The following is a 19,593-nucleotide window of genomic DNA, read 5'->3' as shown; positions in this document are numbered from 1 at the left end:
ACGATCGTTACTTTTGGACGTAATCGCCGCTTTTACCGCCGCTCTTGGATACCAGATACGTCGGTCCGATGACCATATCTTTTTGCAATGCCTTACACATGTCGTATACCGTGAGTGCTACAGCAGAAACTGCAGTCAGCGCCTCCATCTCAACACCTGTTTTGCCGGTTGTTTTCACTGTTCCTTCTATATATAAAGCATCTGCCCCATTATCGGCAAATGTAATATTTACCCCTGTAAGCGGCAGCGGATGACACATCGGAATCCAGTCCGACGTCTTCTTCGCAGCCATAATTCCTGCAATCTGTGCAACAGCAAGCACATCACCCTTGCCAATTGTACCTGCTTTAATTCGCAATAGTGTGTCATTAGCCATGGTGACGGTCGTCCGCGCAATTGCGATGCGAGTAGTGACCTCTTTATCTGAGACATCAACCATGCGAGCTCGACCCTGTTCGTTAAAATGTGTCAGATCCATCCTTTGCTCCTTTCAGCTTCTTGGAAGCAGAAGTAGACATCCACTGAAAGCCTTGCTCCGTCACGACTGCATCCATCCTAGCATCATGATGATCCATAGGCACTTCTTCCATCCATTGCGTGTCATAGCCAACACCAAGCCAAAGTGGAAATGGTCTCTTGCCTTCCTCTGTTAGCTGATGAAGACGCTCATTAAAGCGATCGTAATAGCCTCCGCCGTAGCCTAACCGTCCGCCCGCAAGATCAAAGGCAAGTCCAGGTACGATCACAAGCTCCGGTACAAAGGAAGCCTCGCAGCGTTTGGCCCTTGTTGGATCAGGCTCTAATATGCCATAGGCACCTGAGATTAACTCATCCCAGCTGCTAATGATATAGAGTTCCATGGAACGATCAGCTCTGACACAGCGTGGAACGATGACCAAATGATTAGAACGCCAGCCCCACTCGAGGAGCGGCTTCGTATCCAGCTCTGAACGAAAAGGAACATACGTCATGAAGCTGTATCTTGCGTCCCGCTGTTGATGCTCCAGCCAGTCGACTAGAACTCGGCAGGTCGCTGCAGACCACTCCGCTTGAAGCTGCTGAGGCAAGCCGTCCCGATTATTGCTTGCAGCTGCACGTGCTTCCTTTTTCCATTCTGGAAACTCGTTTATAGCCCTGCTTTGATCCATCTTAACCTTCCTTGCCGTTTCTAATCATAGTTGTTATTTAGTTTACCACTCTTGACCAAATTTCGCCAATGCAGAAGGAACGGCTTATTCTGTCGCGTTTCGCCGCATTTTCATGTAAACTAGGGAGAAAAAGCAGTCGCCCGTCCACAGCGGAATCGGCTGACAAAGCTTTCTAGTTTGGAGGTTATTCCATTATGCTACTTCAAGTATCCGATATATCCAAAAGCTACGGGGTAAGCAGCGTGCTCTCTTCGATAACTTTTCAAGTACAGCCCCGCGAACGTGTTGGGTTAGTCGGTGTCAACGGTGCAGGTAAATCGACGCTGCTCCGTATTGTCGCAGGCGAAATGTCAGCGGACTCCGGCACCATCTATAAGGCTAAAGAAACGACAATCGGTTATCTGGCTCAATCGAGTGGACTTCAATCAGATAACTCTATTGATGCAGAAATGCGCGCAGTATTTGCTCATTTAACCGAGGCCGAACAGGAGCTTCGTTCCCTTGAGCAGCAAATTGCGGATCCGTTACTACATGCGGATACTAAGCAATATGAAGCAACTTTGGAGCGATATGCCCGTCTTTCAGACTGGTTTCGTGAAAAGGGCGGCTTCGAGATGGAAACACGTATTCGAAGCATCCTTCATGGGATGGGCTTCGCGCAATTCTCACCAGATACGATCATATCAACTTTAAGCGGCGGGCAGAAAACTCGATTGGCGCTTGCTCGTATTCTACTGCAATCACCTGACCTGCTTATGCTTGATGAGCCGACCAACTACCTTGATATTGAGACTCTAACATGGCTTGAAGATTACTTGCGCGGCTATGAAGGTGGCATACTGGTTGTTTCCCATGACCGTTACTTCCTCGATGCAGTCGTGCAGACGATTGTGGAGATCGAACGTCATACAGCTAGGCGTTATACAGGCAACTACAGCCGTTTTATTGATATTAAAGCAGCCGAATTCGAAGCTCAGATGAAACAATTCGACAAGCAGCAAGACGAGATTGCCAAGCTGGAGGATTTCGTTCAACGCAACCTTGTACGGGCATCAACAACTAAGCGTGCTCAAAGCAGGCGCAAAACGCTTGAGAAGATGGATCGTCTTGATAAGCCGTTAGGTGATTTAAAAAAAGCACATTTTTCGTTTGAAATTGACCGCCAGAGCGGGAATGATGTCCTTGCTATTAATGATTTATCTATAAAGTTCGTCGAGAAGACAGAACCATTGTTTCGTCATGTGACCTTCCGCCTTGAACGCGGTGAGAATGTGGCGCTAATAGGACCTAATGGAATTGGCAAATCGACGCTGTTGAAGGCCATGTTAAGCGATAAACCTGATGTTGCCCACGGCACGATTAAATGGGGAACGAATGTGACGATCGGGTATTATGACCAAGAACATACGGGCTTGAATCCCTCTAATACAGTCTTGGAAGAGCTATGGAATAGCTATCCAGGCATTGAAGAAGCACGAATTCGAACGGTGCTTGGTAATTTTCTGTTCAGCGGAGATGATGTAAAGAAGCGAATCAGTGCGCTTAGTGGCGGAGAACGTGCAAGGGTATCCCTGTCTAAACTCATGCTTGCCCGCGCCAATATGCTCATTCTTGATGAGCCTACTAACCATCTTGACCTTTACAGCAAGGAAGTGCTTGAATCGGCACTACTCGACTATGACGGCACATTGCTCTTTATTTCGCATGATCGATACTTCCTGAACAAAATGGCAGAACGTATTGTCGAACTTCATCCGCAAGGAACCCATCATTTCCTGGGAAATTATGACGAAATGATCCAGAAAAAACGTGAAAACGAAGAACTGCTGATGGAAACGCTGTCACTTTCACAAGGAAAACAAGGGAAGGCCTCTACTTCGACAGAGCCGCTCTCTCCGAATTCTTATGAAGCAGATAAGCAAGCCAAACGTGAGGAACGCAGCCGCCAGCGTAAGCAGGAGCAGTTCGAACAGGATATTGCGCGTCTTGAAGGTGAAATCGAAGAGCTGGAGAGACAGCTTACCGATCCTGAAATCTATAATGACTACATCCGCGTACAAACGATTCAATCCGATACCGATGCAAAAAAAGCGCAGCTTCAGGCGGTTTACGAGGCTTGGGAGGAACTTTTAGCGTAGATGCCCCTCCGTGCTATATAAGTTGAACTAGAGATATAACAAGTGAGTGGAGCAGATAGATGATTCTGTAGAAGCGTCAGCGTTCGCCTTTGAGACCGGAAGAACATTCCCTCTGTGCAGCGGCTCATTGTTCGATTCTTAAGTTCAACTTATATAGTAGGTATCTGCTAAAAAGCGAATTTCATCTAATCCGGACAGCACTAGACACAAGTGCTGCCCGGTTTTTTTGTGTCCGCAGATGACAGATCAATATAACAAAATGACGAACTCCTTCGACAGCATCACTCATCTTGTCATAAGACTCAACTAGGTTAACTTCTTATCAATCGTCTTTTTTCACTGTGATTAGCTGCAACGATTACTTCAGTTGATAGCAGCCGCTTTGCTCCCATCTATCAAAGAAACGTACAAGAACGTACTAATCGATCCTTTTATCCACAATTCAAAAGAAATAACGGCTCAACACTAAAATAAGTGCTAGATAAATACGAAGCATGGTGTGTAGAAGACCGCAACGCGGACGGATCATTCTTACGATCGCTGTTGTCTCCCTATTTCTTGATTCTATCCCTCAGAGGTAGAAATCCGGAGACAAAGGCGAACGCTATCGCTTCTTCAGAACGATTCCGTCCGCTTCGCTTTTGTTTCTCGATGGCAAGCACTCGTTATGGTTTAGAGCCGAAATAACTTTGTGAAGTTTACGCAGCTTTAGTATAAAAATAAAGATAACGACATTAATCAATTCTTCGACTGAAAGAAAGCCTCTTTAACGGTCGGTCATTTACTTCTTCCTTAATCTCTCAAACAAATCGTTCTGACTTTGATTAGTTAGGGTCAAACATGTTCTATCCCCTCTTTCCACAGTTTTATCCACAGGATAGAGTGAATTGTAAGGCAATTCAAACACTACTGACTACTTGAAACGCTAATAAATTAACCATTTATTAATACTTTGCTAAGATGTGGACAGTCAAGCCACTCCTTTATTCCCATTATCCACATTATCCACAAAGGGGCTGTGAAAAACTTATCCCATTTTTGTACACATTGTAAATGCCCGAATTCTGTGGGTTTGAGCAAGTTACACACATTTCATGCAAGGTTTGTGGATAAGTCCGTGGATAACTCTGCCAATATCCTATTACAAAGAAAAAAAGCAGAGAGTTATCCCTGCTCTTGCCTTTCTTGTAATCTTAAAAACTAACTTGAAGGTGCTATCTATCCTGCCTATTAATGACTTTAGAGATTGACCATTCGAGGGTTTTGCTCAGAAAGCTTTATTTCTTCCTTCCAATATACAACAAATGAGAAGATATCCCCAGAATTGAGGGTTCTCGGGCCATCTTTATGAGAAAGCTGATCAGCTTCTTGTGCTCAGTCTCCCCTTTGTTTATCCACATGTTCCAATGCTCTTGACTCAGCAGCGTTCCAAGGTTAGTCGAACCAATAAGCTCAACGCCTTCGAAGCCATGCTCCTCCATAAAGGGATTAATCTCTTCAACCGGATAGTAATACGCGCCCGTATATCTACCCTCATCCTGATGATTAAATATACCCGATTCATAGAATGCTTCAATGGTATCCACATTATCATTAGGCTTCCAATGATCCGGCCTTAAGAGGGAGGTAAGGACATGATTCGTTCGATTTCGAAAAGCGACAAACACGACTCCACCAGGTTTGGTAACACGGTATAACTCCTTTACTGCCATAGATCTCTCATCCGCCTTCTGCAGATGGTATAAAGGTCCGAGCATGAGTGATGCATCGAAACTCACATTCGATAAGGCATCCAAATGAGTTGCATTCTGAATATGGAACCCCGCGAAGTGCTGCTCTAGTCCTAATTCCGCTGCCTTTATCTCGGCAAGCTCGACTGAATGAGGCGTTAGATCGGTTAAAGTAATTTGGTAGCCACATCTCGCAAGCTCCATCGCATACTTCCCCGGTCCAGCCCCATTATCCAAAATACACCCCGAAGAAGGTAAATACTTCTTCATATAATGCCAGTTCACGGTAAACTCTAATGGCTCTCGGTCTAACCGACTCCATTCACGCTCTCCAAAGCTTGTGTAATAATCTACAACATGATTGTTAACCTCAGGTTTCATGGATAAGACCTCTTTTCTAAAGTACTAGGAAGTCATTTCGGGAGGGGTACAGCTTAAGAAGGACTGAATTCGCGAGCATAACAGAAGGACCTCCTCATCAGCAGCTCGATGAGCAGCCGGCCAACTCGCTAGAATGGTGGGACCCCAGAAGATGGGTCGTTCACCTTACTCCACTTCCATTCCGAGTATGAGATTGAGCACCAAAGCGTTACCTTCACGATAGGATCCAGTAACGCTTCATTTTGGTGCAGAATCGACTATATTGGGAGCAGATTAATTAATTAATTTATTAAGGGTGTAAACCAGCTTTCCCCCCTCTGCTTACGCCCCTTGCTTCGCGTCCGATGTTTGCCCGCTCAGCAGCTGCTGATTACACGCAGCCACATATGCCTGAGCAGCAGCCAGAATAATATCGTTGTGAATGGCAGTACCGCGATAACGCACATTGTTATGCACAATGCTGACGATTGCTTCACCGCGCGCATCCTCGCCTGTGGATAGGGAATGAAGCTCCAAATCCTCGAACTCGCCCGCTTCCGGGATCGCCTGTTGAATGCAGTGAATAACAGCTTCCAGCGGGCCTTTACCTGTACCGGTGAAATTGCTATCTTCTTGAGAATCACGTTCACGGATTGTAACTGATGCAATCCGAGATTCGTTCGTACCGGCCATCACCTGAAGATGAACCAACGAATACGGATCATGCTGCATATCTGTTGATTCACTCGCTAGACGGATAAGCTCATTATCCGGCACCAGCTTCAGCTCGTCAGCTTTTGCAATGAATCGGTTGTAGACATCAACAAGCTGTTCCTCATTAAGGGTGATGCCAAATTCATTCAGACGATGCTTGATCGCATGACGACCGGAGTGCTTGCCAAGCACGATCATACTACGTGGAATACCCATTGCTTCTGGATCCATAATCTCGAAGGTATTGCGGTTCTTCAGCAGACCATCCTGATGAATGCCAGATTCATGCTGGAAGGCATTGCGTCCAACGATCGGCTTGTTGTAAGCGATGGGGAAATTCATCGCTCTGCTTACCATGCGTGAAGTCTCATAGATCTCACTTGTTACGATTCCCGTCTGTACACCAATAGCTGATTTTCTCGTTTCAATGGCCATGACCAGCTCCTCAAGCGAGCAGTTGCCAGCACGTTCACCGATACCATTAACGGTTACTTCAACCTGCGTCGCGCCACCGCGAATGGCTGCCAGACTATTGGCTACCGCCAGACCAAGGTCATTATGGCAGTGAGCGCTGAAGACCACTTTATCCCCGCCACGCGCTTGGCGCCGCACTGAACGGAACATTTCTTCGTATTCCTCTGGCATTGCATAGCCAAGTGTGTCCGGCAGATTGATGACAGTCGCTCCCTCGGCGATTACCGCCTCCACCATTTCAATGACAAACTCACGTCCAGAACGACTCGCATCCATAGGTGAGAATTCAATCTCATCCACGAACTGTTTGCCGTAAGCGACCATTTCACGGGCAATCTGCATAACCTGCTCCCGTGTTTTCTTCAGCTGAAAGTCCAAATGAATGTCAGAGGATGAAATAAACAGATGCAGACGGCGTCTAGCCGCATCTGCCGTTGCACGAACAGCAGCATCGATGTCGACTTTCATTGCCCGTGCAAAGCCGACGATCTCCACATTATGAAGCTCGCGGGAAATTTGCTGTACCGCCGCAAAGTCGCCTGGACTCGAGATCGGGAAGCCCGGCTCAATAATATCTACGCCAAGCTTAGCCAGCTGGCGGGCAAGGATTATTTTCTGTTCAGGCGCAAGTGTTGCCCCCGGTGATTGTTCACCATCACGTAGTGTCGTATCAAAGATACGAATACGCTGCAGGGCATCGGAATTGTTAATGGCGTTCACTGAAGGGTTAGTTTGGGATTGATTAATGGTCATAAGAATTAACCTCCTGAAATAGTTTGGATTTGGTCTATCTGGGTTCGTTATGGATGCTTAGGTCCACAATGGGAGCCAACTCGTAACTGGGTATAGCATTGGACGGAGATTTGGAGCGCTTCGAACAGCTTCGGACAATAGAAAAAGCCCGTCGTCTCTTGTTATACAAGAGACGACAGGCTTTGTAGGCTTGCCGCGGTACCACTCTAGTTGCCCGAACCTGATGGTCCGAACCCGCTTATGCAACCTGAGCGCTTATTCAACGCTGCATGATATGAAGTCCGATTCCAATGGGGATAACCTCCCATCAAGCTGATGAGATACTATACGTCCTTGGCGACAACATTCATGCGAGGCGTGAATTTGCTAGCTCTGGTTGCACCCGATGACGGAGGTCAGCCGTATCGGAGTACCATCCTGCTTTAACTTCTTTGCCTGATAAGGCTAAAGTTAAGGAGGACTTCCCCCGTTCCGCTTCCAGGCGAGTTCGGACATCCATCGTCTGCGTCGCACCTAGCCGCAGCTCTCTGACGTTTCACCACTTGATCAGCGGTTAACGCTTGTTCCCGGATTTGAGTCCTAATGCTCCTGTTCATTGCGTTTCGTTTATATTTGCTTTTGCTTTATTTCAAAAAGCTTAGATTCGACTTGGTATGTTATCTTCACTTGAACACCTTGATTTATCACCGCTTCGGAAAACAAAAAAAGCCTGTCGTCTCTAATTCAAGAGACGACAGACTGTAAGGTCCGCGCGGTACCACCCTTGTTGACGTTCCCCTCGCATGCGAGAGCAATGAACGCCCACCTTTAGCGTGCCAACGACTCTAGAAATCGTAGGTACGCACCCGATCACGGAGGTTATCCGTTACAACGTACGCGATCCTGATGATAGCCTTGGCCTTCGGCCGACCATTGATCGTTTCCGTAATACCGCTCCCAGGCGAGTTTCTGGCTGCCATCGACTGCGTTGCACCAACCCGCAGCTCTCTAATCCCGGCCCTGCCTTACTACTCCTGTTCGTCGCGTTTAGAAGGTATATCTGCCAGCTGAGACATCAGCTGCAGCAACAAATCGTGTGTTGTTGCTTATTATATGCTCATCTTTAACTGTCTGTCAATTCAGAATTTGAATTTTCTTCTAGTTCCTGTTCTGAACTAACGCCCCCGGTTGTTTAACAAGGGTACTATAATATTATGATATCAGTTTCAAACCAATGGCTGCCGCTAAAACCATACTTATAAATAAAATCCGCTTCCAGTCATTGGATTCTCCGTAAAAGAATATGCCTACGAGTGTACCTCCTACGGTACCTATTCCAGTCCAGATTGCGTAGGCTGTACCCATCGGAAGTGTTTTCATTGCTTGACTTAAAAATCCAAAACTCATTATCATCCCACCGAACAAAATGATGAATGATTGTAAGTTTCTATGCTTACTAACTTTGTTCATTCCTATTACTCCAACCACTTCAAACATACCAGCCAGAGTGAGAAAAGCCCAGCCCACTATGTTGCAACCCCTTTCTCATCTGAATCTTCTTTCGTAACCATTTTCAGTCCGAGCACACCGGATATTAGTAAGAGAATTAGCAATACTTTAATCCAACTGAAAGGTTCATCGAAAATAATCATTTCAACTCCAACTGTTCCCACTGTGCCAATACCAGTAAAAACAGCATAAACAGTACCAACTGGCAATCTTTTGGTCGAACGAATCAACATATCAAATGATATACAAATCGCTATAAATGTTCCCATCCAAGAAATCAGATTACTGGCGTTTTTCAACCCAGTTACCCATACTATTTCAAATAGTCCTGCGATACATACAAATATCCAATTTCGGTTCATTTTATTTCTCCCTTATACAACACTGCTATTCTTTTGATACTCCCCGCCAATATAGATACCAAGAAGCATCTATCCTTTTCATCAGACGACCAGGACCTCCATAGAGCATCTCAACAAAGACTCCATCGAGTATTCCCATGAAAGCGACAGTAGCACGCTCAGCACCGACGGAAGGACTGATGCTTCCTTCAGAAGCCGCTTTCTCCATAATAGGAGCAAATAAAGATTCCATTTTGTCCAAGTTATCGTAGACGTATTTCATCACTTGCTCGTATAGATGTGACGGAGGAAAAAATGACATCCTTAACCAAAATTTTGTGTTGTCGTTCTCTTCATATCGATCTTTATATGCCATTAAAAAACCGAAGAGAGCTTTTTCTGCTGTATGATGAGCATGACTTTCTATGTAGCTAGTAACGAACTTTAATTCGTTCAAAAACACATCATGCAACACAGCAAGAAAAAGCTCGTCTTTTCCTTTGAAGTGAGTATAAATCGATTGTTTCTTGATCCCTACTTCACTGGAAATATCCGCCAATGATGAACCTTCATATCCGTTTTTGGCGAAAATTGCGAGAGAAACCTCTCTTATACGATTAGATGTCATGTGAATCCACCTTCCGAACGTTCGTCAGTTATTTTAACATGTAAATTATTTTAATACAATATAATTAGTGCTCAATACTAAAATTAGTGCTTGATAAATGCGAAGCATGGCGCCTAGAAGGCCGCTACACGGACGGATCGTTCTTAAGGGTCGCTGTTGTCTCCCTATTTCTTGATTCTATCCCTTAGGGGTAGAAATAAGGAGACAAAGGCGAACGCTTTCGCTTCTTCAGAACGATTCCGTCCGCTTCGCTGGGTACTTCGTGATGGCAAGAACTCATTATGATTTAGAGCCAGTAATAGAATGTAATCTTGCAAGAAATTAGATATACAAAAAATGTAGGAGTTGAAAAAAGCTTAACCGGTCTTTAGCCATTTTATCAAACTTTGGATTCGCCTCCAGCTGCCGTGCTTTGAATTAGGCAGTTTGTCGCGGATGCATTTGGAAATGTGGCGTTGATTAAGCTGTACAGCCAGTTAGAAAAGGAAAAGGGGCATTCCTTCAAGTCGTTTCCGACTTTTTGGATAGCCCCGTATGTGTTGGAAAGCTAGCTTCGAACCGACCACTCTTCAAGCGATAATCCCGGTTCAGCTTTCATATCAAGCGATGTAAACTCGCCTCGCTTATACTTCAAGTGCGCGGCTGCGCCGATCATTGCGGCATTATCTGTGCAGAGCACTAGCGGAGGGATAAGCAGCGGCACACCTTCTGCTGCGCAGCGATCCGTCAGTGCCGCGCGAAGTCCGCCGTTTGCCGCAACGCCTCCGCATAGCAGCAGCTGCTTGGCGCCTTCTGCTCGAACGGCGCGGAGCGCTTTTGTCACCAGCACGTCAATGACCGAAGCTTGAAAACCGCGAGCCAAAGCGGCTTGCCTTGGCGTTTCACCTTTCATTTTGGCAGAATTAATCGCCGCTAGGACAGCCGACTTCAAACCGCTAAAACTGAAATCATAGGAATTGGCATCGAGCCAAGCACGAGGCATTACGATCTCTTCCTCAGAGCTCTGCGCCAGCTTATCAATATGAGGCCCGCCAGGGTAAGGGAAATTAAGCGTCCGCGCTACTTTGTCGTAGGCTTCCCCAACTGCATCATCGCGCGTGCGCCCGATAATTCGAAATACACCCTCGCTCTCCAGCACGACAAGCTCGGTATGTCCCCCGGAAGCTACAAGTGCAATACAAGGATATACCAGCTCATGAACAAGCTGATTGGCATAGATATGTCCTGCGATATGATGCGTTCCGATCAGGGGTAGATCGAGTGCCATGGCAAGACTTTTGGCAGCTACGATACCTACCAGCAGCGATCCGACCAAGCCTGGGCCTTGCGTAACCGCAATAGCAGACAGATCTCGGAAATTGATTCCTGCTTCTCTTATCGCCTGCTCCATAATAAGGGTAATGGATTCCACATGCTGACGCGATGCGATCTCTGGCACGACACCGCCGTATCTTTCATGCGTCTCGATTTGGCTTGAGATGATGTTCGTTACGATTTCTTTGCCACCGCGAATGACCGCGACCGCGGTTTCATCACAGCTAGTCTCAATCGCTAGTATAAGTTCATTTGATATCATGCTCTTGCTCCACTCCGTCTGCTAAGGAAAGCTCAGCCCACATAATGAGGGCATCCTCAAGATTATCCGAATAATAAGCGGGCCTTACACCCGCTGGCTCGAAGCCGAGCTTGCGATAAAGACGCTGCGCGATCAGATTGCTGACACGAACCTCTAAGGTCATACGCGCTGATCCGCAGAAGACAGCCAGCTTCTGAAGCTCAATGAGCATTTTTTCACCGAGACCACGGCCGCGATAATTCTCACGAACCGCTATGTTGGTCACATGCGCTTCGTCCATAATTGTCCACATTCCGCCATAACCAATAACGATACCATCGTAATCCATTACCATATAGCGGGCAAAATGGTTGTTTGTCAGCTCATTCACAAATGCCTCCTCTGTCCAAGGACAGGTGAAGGCTTCAAGCTCAATGTTCACGATCTCCGGCACGTCTGACAAGGTCATGGAGCGGAAGACCAGCTTTTCCACATTCATTTCGGTCACTATTTGCCCGCTCCTTCCTTATTCCCTTCAAGCTCCTTGCTTGTTCGCTGCCGCAGGTTCACTTCCGCTTCGGTCAGCTGGGTATAGTTTGGAATAAAAGTATGCACATCGTCGCTCTCTCCAGCCTTAAACCGTTTGATCCCAAGCGCAGCGACCGAACGTCCTTCCATGATAAAAGAAACCTGCCGCACATCAACGAACGGCAGCTCTAAGTCCTGTTGTTGGTCACGAGAACAGATTGTCCATAAACGATCAGCCTCCGCCTCATGAAGAGATAAATCCCCTACAATCCAAATGGCAGCAGGAGCTGCATCCGGATCAACTTGAGCGGTAAGCAAAGCAAGCTCGTCCACCCAATCATGCATGAGGCGTATGCCATCCTTAGCCAATCGACTCCAGCTTCCATCCGCTGATGCAGCAAACAAAGCCGTGTATACCTGCCCACGCCGAGCATCCATAATCGGTACGAACCAGTGTTGACGAGGAGCCGCATCCAAGGAAGGAAGATGAGATGGCTCTGGGTTCTCCGCCTGCCAGGCACCGTAGGCCAGTGATTCCAAGCTCGAAACGCCGACAAGGGGCTTGTCCCATGCCCAAGCAAGCGTCTTCCCAACGGATACGGCAATCCGCATGCCCGTATAGGAGCCTGGTCCGCAGCCAATCGCAATCCCGTCCAGCTGCTCGGGAGTGACTCCATTATCCGCAAGCAATGCCTTGACGATGGATACCGTATGAACGGAGTGATTGCGTTCAGCCAAGGATTGCACCTCACCAATCGTTTCCCCGCCTTGCACGAGTGCCGCAGCCAAAGAGGCCGTAGAAGTATCAAGCGCCAGTACTAGAGGTCCGAGTGGTCCGGTCCATACCTTATTTTGTGATTGTAGTTCGTTCATCCGTTAACCTGCTCCCATCGCCTTTAGTTGTTCGCACCATCCCGCATAGCGTTCGCCCATACCTGTTATCGAGATCCGGCGAGCCTCACCGCCCATATGCTCGATATACAGCTGCAGCCGCTCCGGTGGAAGCAAGGCTTCTATGAGACTGGCCCACTCCACAATCGTCACGCCATCTCCATAAAAATAATCATCTAGTCCCAGCTCATCCGCTTCCTGCTCCGACAGACGATACACATCCATATGATAAAGCGGCAAACGCTCGCCGTTATATTCTTTAATAATCGTAAACGTTGGACTATTGACGATTCCGCTCACACCAATTCCTTTGGCAAAGGCTTGCGAGAATCTTGTCTTCCCCGCTCCCAAGTCACCATCAAGAGCAAGTATCGTACCTGGCATCGCCCAGGCAGCCAGTAATTCTGCTAAATGTATCGTGTCCTGCTCACTTTTTACCGTCCATACGGTTTGGCTTGTCATACTCATAAACTTCCACCACTTCTCATTGCGTTATTGTGCAAAATGGTTATAACCACGCTTAGCGATCGGCTCGCGCGGATGTTCAGTAGTGAACTGACCTACGCCGACGCGCCTCTTCTGAGGCTCCGCGTCGCGGATAAGTGTAACCCCTGCGGGGCCAGCGCTGACTTCGCCGATGATGAACATCGGCAGACCAGCAGCGGCTAGCTCCGCTTTGGCAGCTAGTGCGTCGCTAGGCGTGATCGTGCCTAGCAGGACGTAGTCTTCGCCGCCGTAGAGCATCCACTCGAGCGGCTCCACTTGGACGCGGTGCGCGTAGGCGGCTAGGCTGCCGCTGCGCGGAAGCTGCGATTCGCGCAGCGCGAGGGAGACGCCAGATGCTTCGGCGATCTCCCATGCCTCGCTTGCGAGGCCGTCGCTGACGTCATTCAGCGACGTAACTGTGCCGCGCGCGGCAAGCATCCGCGCCGCGCGCACGGAGGGTGCCGGGCGGCGGTGCGCCTGCACCAGCGCCGCCGTTCCGGCGGCCTCCGCCGCGGCTAGCGGCACGCATGGCGGCGGCGAGCTTGCCGCGCCGCCAGCTTGCTGCGGCGATGCCGCCGCTGACCCATTGGCCGCGGCGGCGAGCAGCCAGTGCAGACCGGCCGCGGCCATGCCGAGCGGGCCGGTCACGAATACGGCATCGCCGGGCTGCGCGCCCGCCCGGCGTATGGCCTTGCCAGCCTCGACGGTACCCATCACCGTCACGGCCACAACCAAGTGCAGCGGCGACGATGTCGTATCACCGCCAACAATCGCAACGCCGTAATGCTCGGCGCATGCGTACAACCCATCATAGAGCCGGCGCATCCTAGCCGGCTCCCAAGCCTGCGGCACGCTCACAGAGACGAGCGCGTGCCGCGGCACACCACCCATTGCCGCGATATCACTCACGTTCGCGGCAAGCGACTTCCAGCCGACATCGGCTTCCGCCATCGTCGCTGCATTGAAGTGGACCGTCTCCACCATCGTGTCGACGGCCAGCAGCCACTGCAAAGCGCCGCTCTCTCCAGGCGGCACTTCCACCACGGCGGTATCATCACCGATTCCAACCACGACGCCTTGCTCCCTTAAACGCTCCGTACTTTGCCGGCTGTCCGTCCAAAGGCGGATGCTCTCGAATTCGTCCAGACCAACCGCCTCCTAGGACCCTATATCTTTATTCTCCGCTGAATGCTGCGTGACCTACCGGTCACGCAAACCAATCTTGCCCGCTGAATGCTGCATAACCTACCGGTCACGCAAACCAATCAGCGGTTTTATTTTCATTATATCGGTCACTGTTCCACCCCGCAACAAAACGGGCAAGACTGCACAGGAAATGTGCGGTCTTGCCCGTATCGCTCCATACTCTAATGCGGCTCCAAACTCCACTCCCTAGTGAATGTCACGTTTCTTGAAACGTCCGCCTTTGACATCATGGATGTTGCCAACAGCCAGAAACGCTGCAGGGTCATGCTCCTGAACGATCGACTTCATTTTGGCTTCCTCGAGACGTGTGATTACACAGAAGATGACACGTTTCGTTCCGCCTGTAAAGCCACCTTCACCATGAAGATACGTTACACCCCGACCAAGCCGGCTCATAATCGCATCGCCAACTTCCTTGGCATCTTCGCTAATGATCCATACCGCTTTGGATTCATCGAACCCTTCAAGTACCATATCAATAACCTTGAACGCTATGTAGTAAGCGATCAGCGAGTACATCGCACTATCCCAAGAAAAGACAAAGCCTGCACTGCCAAGTATGAAGAGATTGAAGAACATGACTACTTCTCCTACCGAGAACGGCAGCTTTTTACTGAATAAGATAGCAATGATTTCGGTTCCGTCAAGGGATCCTCCGAACCGGATAACAAGACCAACACCTATACCAAGAATAACGCCACCAACAACAGGTGCCAGAAAATTACTGTTTGTTATTGCTTGGACTGGATGCAGCAGCTGCGTTCCGATCGACATAACGGTAACACCATACAACGTTGATAAAGCAAACGTCTTACCAATCTGCTTGTAACCGATAATAAGAAAAGGAATGTTAAGTATGAATAGAAACAACCCTAGCGGCAAGCCCGTCAGATGCGCAATAATAATCGATATCCCGACGACTCCACCATCAATAATGTTGTTTGGTACGAGGAAAATCTCAAGAGCAACGGATACGAGCGCCGCACCGATCGTAATAAATAAGATCCGCAGCAGCAGCTCAAGCTTTGTTAACTTATAGTGCTGTTTCGCCATATCTACCCCCATGAAGCTTAGACTAAATTCCCGCTTCTACAACCATTATACCTCATTTTAGCCCGAATTTAAAGAATAAGGATAGTTTATCTTCATTTATTAGTTATTACATGTATTTATCGTCTGTTTTCAATGATAGATTTTAGTAATGCAGTACGATAAAGTCACTATCTTCTTTATAGCAACACTCTTTTAAATTAACCTAACTTCCCTTATTATACACGTAAACGCACCAAAATAGCCCAAGCTTTTCCCGCTTGGGCAAGAGTCCATAACTTATAGGAAAGATACTTATTCTTATTCTCACGATCATCACCATTAGAACATCGAAAATACGAATCGAGCTAAGACCATCTCCCTTATTTCCCTTTTGTTAACCTTCTATTTAACCGCCTCTTCTTCCATCAAACAAAAAGCTCCCCATCCCACGATTTCCCGTGTGATTGAGAGCTTTTCTTATTTCATCAAGCTAGTCCTTTTCGTCCAATCGATCTACAGAAACTGTCATTGTGTTAAGAGGGTTGGATTCGATTTGCACAGTTGCCATTCCATTGGCTTCATCGACATTCTCAATCCACACCGCCTTGCCCTCCAAACGTACCGAGAAGGTGTCCTTGGACTGATAGATTTGTTGGGCGCGCTCCGTCTTCATCTGTTATTGCCGCTCCTTTCGAATAAATCTCGCCTTACTATTCCCCGCTTTCCAACTCCTGCTCCTGCTCCTGCTCCAGTTCCTGCTCCTGCTTCATTTCCATCGTATCTGTTGTCGATTCCGCTACTAATCCGTTGTGCAGCGTTACTTGTCCACCGCCGAGTCCTTCATTCACCATCCGGTCGATATCCAGGAAATAATTTTCACGGCCCTCATGCTTCAAGTCGTTATTCGTCCCAGTCGGGGAATTACCTGCTTCAGTCACGCAAATCCCTCCTTACGTTCTCAGATGGCCTTCCTTTACGAAAATATACCCGATTAGATTGCGTTTCATGCATTCTGGGAACACTGTAATCATAGCCTGTTAACATGATGCTTTTCGTAATTAAGATAGGGGGAAACGATATGCATACGGTTTGGAAAGGGGCCATCAGCTTTGGTCTCGTGCATGTACCAGTAAAAATGTTCTCGGCTACGGAGGATAAGGATATCTCCATGAAGCTGATTCACCGAGAATGCGGAAGCAATATCTCTTATATTCGCAAATGTCCAACCTGTGAGGTTGAAGTGGACTGGGATGCAATTGTAAAAGGATATGAGTATGAAAAGGGTCACTATGTCTTGTTCGAGAAGGATGAGCTCGAGCAGCTGTCTGATGATGTGACAAAAACGATTAAAATTTTGGATTTTGTAGCGTTAGAAGAAATTGATCCGATTTATTTTCAGAAAACCTACTACCTCTCACCTGATCAAGCAGGTGGCAATGCCTATAATTTACTGCTTGAAGCGATGAGACAATCCGGGCGAATCGGTATTGCTAAAGTATCCATTCGTTCAAAAAGCTCACTAGCCGCCATTCGCATTATCGGGGATTGCTTGGCTATGGAGACCATTTTCTTCCCGGATGAGATCCGTTCGGTAGATCAGGTCCCTGGACTTCCAGAGCATGTTGATGTCAATGAGAAGGAGCTGATGATGGCTCGTATGCTCATCGAACAGCTCTCTACACCTTTTGAGCCTGCCAAATACAATGATGATTACCGCAGCCGTCTGATGGATATGATTCAACATAAAATTGCCGGCGAAGAGGTGCGAGTGGCGCCGGAGCAGCAGCGCACGAATGTGCTTGACCTCATGGCTGCACTGCAGGCAAGCCTCGAGGCCGTGAAGCTCCCACCTGATGCAAAGGGCAGTCTAGATACTGGCGCAACCCATGCAGCTCATACGGGCAGCGGTACAACAGAAGCTGATACAGTGCGGACAGCTTCGTCTGAAGCTGCTGCTCAGGACGGTACTCAGGCAGGAGTAGGAGCAAGTGACACATCAGCTGCGAAGGTACCAAAACCTCGCAAGCCGAGGGGCAGCTCCGGATCAGCGAAGCAGGGCGGTGCCTTAGGATGAAACAACCTTTTCAAGCTCAACAAAACCATATAGAAGCAGGAAGCGGCGAGGGCGATCCCCTCGTCTTTCCTGCTTTGGACGTCAATATCGAAGCCGCAATGGAATGGGCCGATCCTGTCTCTACCATTCCTTTACTTCCTGAGGAGCCAATGGCACCGATATCAGATAATAATGTCCCTATCGGTAAAGACTGGGGCTACCAGCTAAAGTGGGACGGTGTGCGGATTCTTGCTCGTATTCATGCGCATGGAAAAGTGGAGCTTTATTCACGCCGATTATATTTGAAGAATACCATTTATTCCGAGATTACCTCCCTTCTAGAAGAGAATGCGCCCTCCCTTGGCAGCTGCTTGCTTGATGGTGAGGTCGTTTGGTGGGATGGGATTCGGGTGAATTTCCAGCAGGTTTTGAAGAGAGAACGTTCAAGAGGATTGTCTAGGCAGTCATTGAGCCAGCAGCACCAACAGCAGATGGAAGCTCCGATAGGTCCAAGCGGAGGACTTGTCTATGTGTTATTTGATCTGCTTGCCGATCATACAGGTGATATTCGTAATCTTCCTTACCAAGAACGATATCGCAGGCTTACTGCTTTATGTCCATCAGACAATACACGTTTGTTCGTAACCGATTTATTCGATGATGGCCAAGCATTATGGGATTGGGTGGAAGCGAATCATTGGGAGGGAATCGTCAGTAAGAAGCTGTCGAGCACTTATAAGGAAGGCAAGAAGCATCGCGATTGGCTCAAGAAGAAAACGAATTTGGTGCTTGATATCGACATTGTTGGGTTGAAATGGCGCAATGGGATTATCGCTAGTCTCGTTATGGAGTATGACGGGGACTATCTAGGTAGTGTCTCACTGGGACTAAATGATGCTTTGCGCCGGGTTCTGGCAACTACCTTTGTCACGGAACAATCACGTAAAGAGATCGTTCCTTGCCCGTTCAACACAATACCGGAGGAGCTGAAGCGTGAGCATATACAGTGGCTGCCGCTTTCATTCAAATGCAGAGTAAGCGGCCTGGAACGTACATCGGCTGGACAGCTTCGTCATCCGAAGCTAGTCACCTTCTTACCGAAAGAGCCGTTAACATGAACCGTACAATGAAAGGCAAAGTAATGATTGAGGGACAGGAACTAACGATCAGTAACCCAACCAAGCTCCTATTTCCCGAGATGGGTATTACGAAGGCGATGTACCTGCAGCGACTTACCGCTCTTTCGCCTTGGCTGCTTAAGCATTGTCAGGATCGTTATTTGACGACCATTCGTTATCCTGACGGTGTAACCGGCAAATCCTTTTATCAAAAAAACTGCCCCGCACCTACGCCTGCATTCGTGCAAACCGATGAACGTGAGGGGATTCATTACGTAAAGCTGCAGTCGCTGCCTGTACTCCTCTGGCTCGGTAACTTGGCATGTCTGGAATTTCATGCTTCCTTTGATCGCATCAGTGATCGAGACCACCCTACTGAGTGGGTGCTTGATATCGATCCTTCGTTAGAGGAGGAGCCGCGTATCATGGAAGCAGCATCCTTGGTGGGTGAGCTTCTCGAATCGCTTGGAATCGCATCTACTCCCAAGACATCAGGGGCGACAGGTATTCAAATCATTGTCCCCCTTATACCAGACCTCACCTTCGATGAGCTCCGTCGGATCGGCGAATTCGTCGGTACCTTCTTATCGAACAAGTACCCCCGTCTGTTTACAATCGAACGCTTGAAGAAGCTGCGCGGGGATCTTATTTATATTGACTATCTTCAGCATTATCAGGGCAAAACGATTATTGCACCCTATTCTCCACGGGCCCGCAATCGAGCAACGGTGTCTACGCCGCTTTACTGGGAAGAGGTTCGACGCAACGTCGCCATTACAGACTTTAATCTCCTTAATATTGAAGCTCGACTCGCCCAAGAGGGGGATCTGTTAGATCTTGTAGCTCCCCAGCCGTTGCGGCACATACTAGCCTTCATCAGCGGCTCAAAAAAAGGGCAATCTGAATGATAATCCTCTTCGATTGATAAATAGTTCTAACGAGCATTCAGC

Annotated in this window: 20 protein-coding genes; 4 read left to right on the top strand and 16 right to left on the bottom strand. The window is 48.1% G+C overall.

Going from position 1 to position 19,593, the window contains the following annotated elements:
* Positions 1-7: 7 nt before the first annotated feature.
* The gene (gene moaC / locus EKN16_RS29200) at positions 8-478 is read right to left on the bottom strand and encodes a cyclic pyranopterin monophosphate synthase MoaC (protein ID WP_125664813.1); all 471 of its coding nucleotides are present in this window, start codon (positions 476-478) and stop codon (positions 8-10) included.
* Entirely contained in the window at positions 459-1,148 is a 690-nt protein-coding gene (locus EKN16_RS29195; RefSeq protein WP_125664811.1) for a 5-formyltetrahydrofolate cyclo-ligase, read from the bottom strand. Before EKN16_RS29195 ends, moaC begins: the two co-directional genes overlap by 20 nt.
* A 194-nt stretch (positions 1,149-1,342) precedes the next feature.
* On the opposite strand from EKN16_RS29195, the gene EKN16_RS29190 reads away from it, so the two are divergent.
* Positions 1,343-3,286 (top strand): ABC-F family ATP-binding cassette domain-containing protein, encoded by a 1,944-nt coding sequence (locus tag EKN16_RS29190; RefSeq protein ID WP_125664809.1) that lies wholly within the window; start codon positions 1,343-1,345, stop codon positions 3,284-3,286.
* Between the two features lie 1,277 nt (positions 3,287-4,563).
* Here the strand turns inward: EKN16_RS29190 and EKN16_RS29185 are convergent.
* The 14 genes from EKN16_RS29185 to EKN16_RS29125 all read right to left on the bottom strand — a co-directional run bounded on the left by EKN16_RS29185 (position 4,564) and on the right by EKN16_RS29125 (position 16,410).
* On the bottom strand, positions 4,564-5,397 hold the full coding sequence (locus EKN16_RS29185) for a class I SAM-dependent methyltransferase (RefSeq protein WP_125664807.1): 834 nt from the start codon (positions 5,395-5,397) through the stop codon (positions 4,564-4,566).
* A 321-nt stretch (positions 5,398-5,718) separates the two neighbouring features.
* A complete protein-coding gene (locus EKN16_RS29180) occupies positions 5,719-7,317 on the bottom strand; it encodes a 2-isopropylmalate synthase (RefSeq protein WP_179955571.1) in 1,599 nt (532 codons plus the stop codon).
* 824 nt (positions 7,318-8,141) lie between these two features.
* Positions 8,142-8,276 (bottom strand): hypothetical protein, encoded by a 135-nt coding sequence (locus EKN16_RS33590; RefSeq protein ID WP_260182911.1) that lies wholly within the window; start codon positions 8,274-8,276, stop codon positions 8,142-8,144.
* 232 nt (positions 8,277-8,508) lie between these two features.
* Positions 8,509-8,823: a DMT family transporter gene (locus EKN16_RS29175; protein ID WP_125664805.1), complete on the bottom strand. Its 315-nt coding sequence runs from the start codon at positions 8,821-8,823 to the stop codon at positions 8,509-8,511.
* Positions 8,823-9,167, bottom strand: a complete 345-nt coding sequence (locus tag EKN16_RS29170; RefSeq protein WP_125664803.1) for a DMT family transporter — start codon at positions 9,165-9,167, stop codon at positions 8,823-8,825. The genes EKN16_RS29175 and EKN16_RS29170 overlap by 1 nt, the downstream gene beginning before the upstream one ends.
* Positions 9,168-9,192: 25 nt before the next feature.
* Complete coding sequence (locus tag EKN16_RS29165; RefSeq protein WP_125664801.1) at positions 9,193-9,774, bottom strand: TetR/AcrR family transcriptional regulator; 582 nt, start codon at positions 9,772-9,774, stop codon at positions 9,193-9,195.
* A 547-nt stretch (positions 9,775-10,321) separates the two neighbouring features.
* Entirely contained in the window at positions 10,322-11,350 is a 1,029-nt protein-coding gene (gene tsaD / locus EKN16_RS29160) for a tRNA (adenosine(37)-N6)-threonylcarbamoyltransferase complex transferase subunit TsaD (protein WP_125664799.1), read from the bottom strand.
* Complete coding sequence (rimI, locus tag EKN16_RS29155; protein ID WP_125666771.1) at positions 11,337-11,828, bottom strand: ribosomal protein S18-alanine N-acetyltransferase; 492 nt, start codon at positions 11,826-11,828, stop codon at positions 11,337-11,339. Before rimI ends, tsaD begins: the two co-directional genes overlap by 14 nt.
* An 8-nt stretch (positions 11,829-11,836) precedes the next feature.
* On the bottom strand, positions 11,837-12,730 hold the full coding sequence (gene tsaB, locus EKN16_RS29150) for a tRNA (adenosine(37)-N6)-threonylcarbamoyltransferase complex dimerization subunit type 1 TsaB (RefSeq protein WP_125664797.1): 894 nt from the start codon (positions 12,728-12,730) through the stop codon (positions 11,837-11,839).
* Positions 12,731-12,733: 3 nt separating this feature from the next.
* Positions 12,734-13,216 (bottom strand): tRNA (adenosine(37)-N6)-threonylcarbamoyltransferase complex ATPase subunit type 1 TsaE, encoded by a 483-nt coding sequence (gene tsaE / locus EKN16_RS29145; RefSeq protein WP_125664795.1) that lies wholly within the window; start codon positions 13,214-13,216, stop codon positions 12,734-12,736.
* Between the two features lie 24 nt (positions 13,217-13,240).
* Positions 13,241-14,362, bottom strand: coding sequence for a thiamine-phosphate kinase (gene thiL / locus EKN16_RS29140; protein ID WP_269462737.1), 1,122 nt, complete (start codon positions 14,360-14,362; stop codon positions 13,241-13,243).
* A gap of 264 nt (positions 14,363-14,626) precedes the next feature.
* Complete coding sequence (locus tag EKN16_RS29135; protein ID WP_375782081.1) at positions 14,627-15,493, bottom strand: YitT family protein; 867 nt, start codon at positions 15,491-15,493, stop codon at positions 14,627-14,629.
* 469 nt (positions 15,494-15,962) lie between these two features.
* Complete coding sequence (locus EKN16_RS29130) at positions 15,963-16,145, bottom strand: H-type small acid-soluble spore protein (protein WP_125664789.1); 183 nt, start codon at positions 16,143-16,145, stop codon at positions 15,963-15,965.
* Positions 16,146-16,182: 37 nt separating this feature from the next.
* Positions 16,183-16,410 carry a hypothetical protein gene (locus EKN16_RS29125; protein WP_125664787.1) on the bottom strand — a complete coding sequence of 76 codons (228 nt, stop codon included), beginning with the start codon at positions 16,408-16,410 and terminating at the stop codon, positions 16,183-16,185.
* Positions 16,411-16,550: 140 nt separating this feature from the next.
* Here EKN16_RS29125 and ku point away from each other — a divergent pair, with 140 nt between their 5' ends.
* From ku to ligD, 3 genes are read left to right on the top strand one after another with little or no spacing between them, the layout of a single operon-like run.
* On the top strand, positions 16,551-17,546 hold the full coding sequence (gene ku / locus EKN16_RS29120; protein WP_125664785.1) for a non-homologous end joining protein Ku: 996 nt from the start codon (positions 16,551-16,553) through the stop codon (positions 17,544-17,546).
* Positions 17,543-18,643 (top strand): ATP-dependent DNA ligase, encoded by a 1,101-nt coding sequence (locus EKN16_RS29115; RefSeq protein ID WP_125664783.1) that lies wholly within the window; start codon positions 17,543-17,545, stop codon positions 18,641-18,643. The genes ku and EKN16_RS29115 overlap by 4 nt, the downstream gene beginning before the upstream one ends.
* Positions 18,640-19,551, top strand: a complete 912-nt coding sequence (ligD, locus tag EKN16_RS29110; RefSeq protein WP_125664781.1) for a non-homologous end-joining DNA ligase — start codon at positions 18,640-18,642, stop codon at positions 19,549-19,551. The genes EKN16_RS29115 and ligD overlap by 4 nt, the downstream gene beginning before the upstream one ends.
* The last annotated feature ends 42 nt before the right edge of the window (positions 19,552-19,593 follow it).

This window comes from Paenibacillus baekrokdamisoli, assembly GCF_003945345.1.
Lineage (GTDB): Bacteria > Bacillota > Bacilli > Paenibacillales > Paenibacillaceae > Paenibacillus_Z > Paenibacillus_Z baekrokdamisoli.
This window is presented reverse-complemented; position numbering and strand designations above follow the sequence as displayed.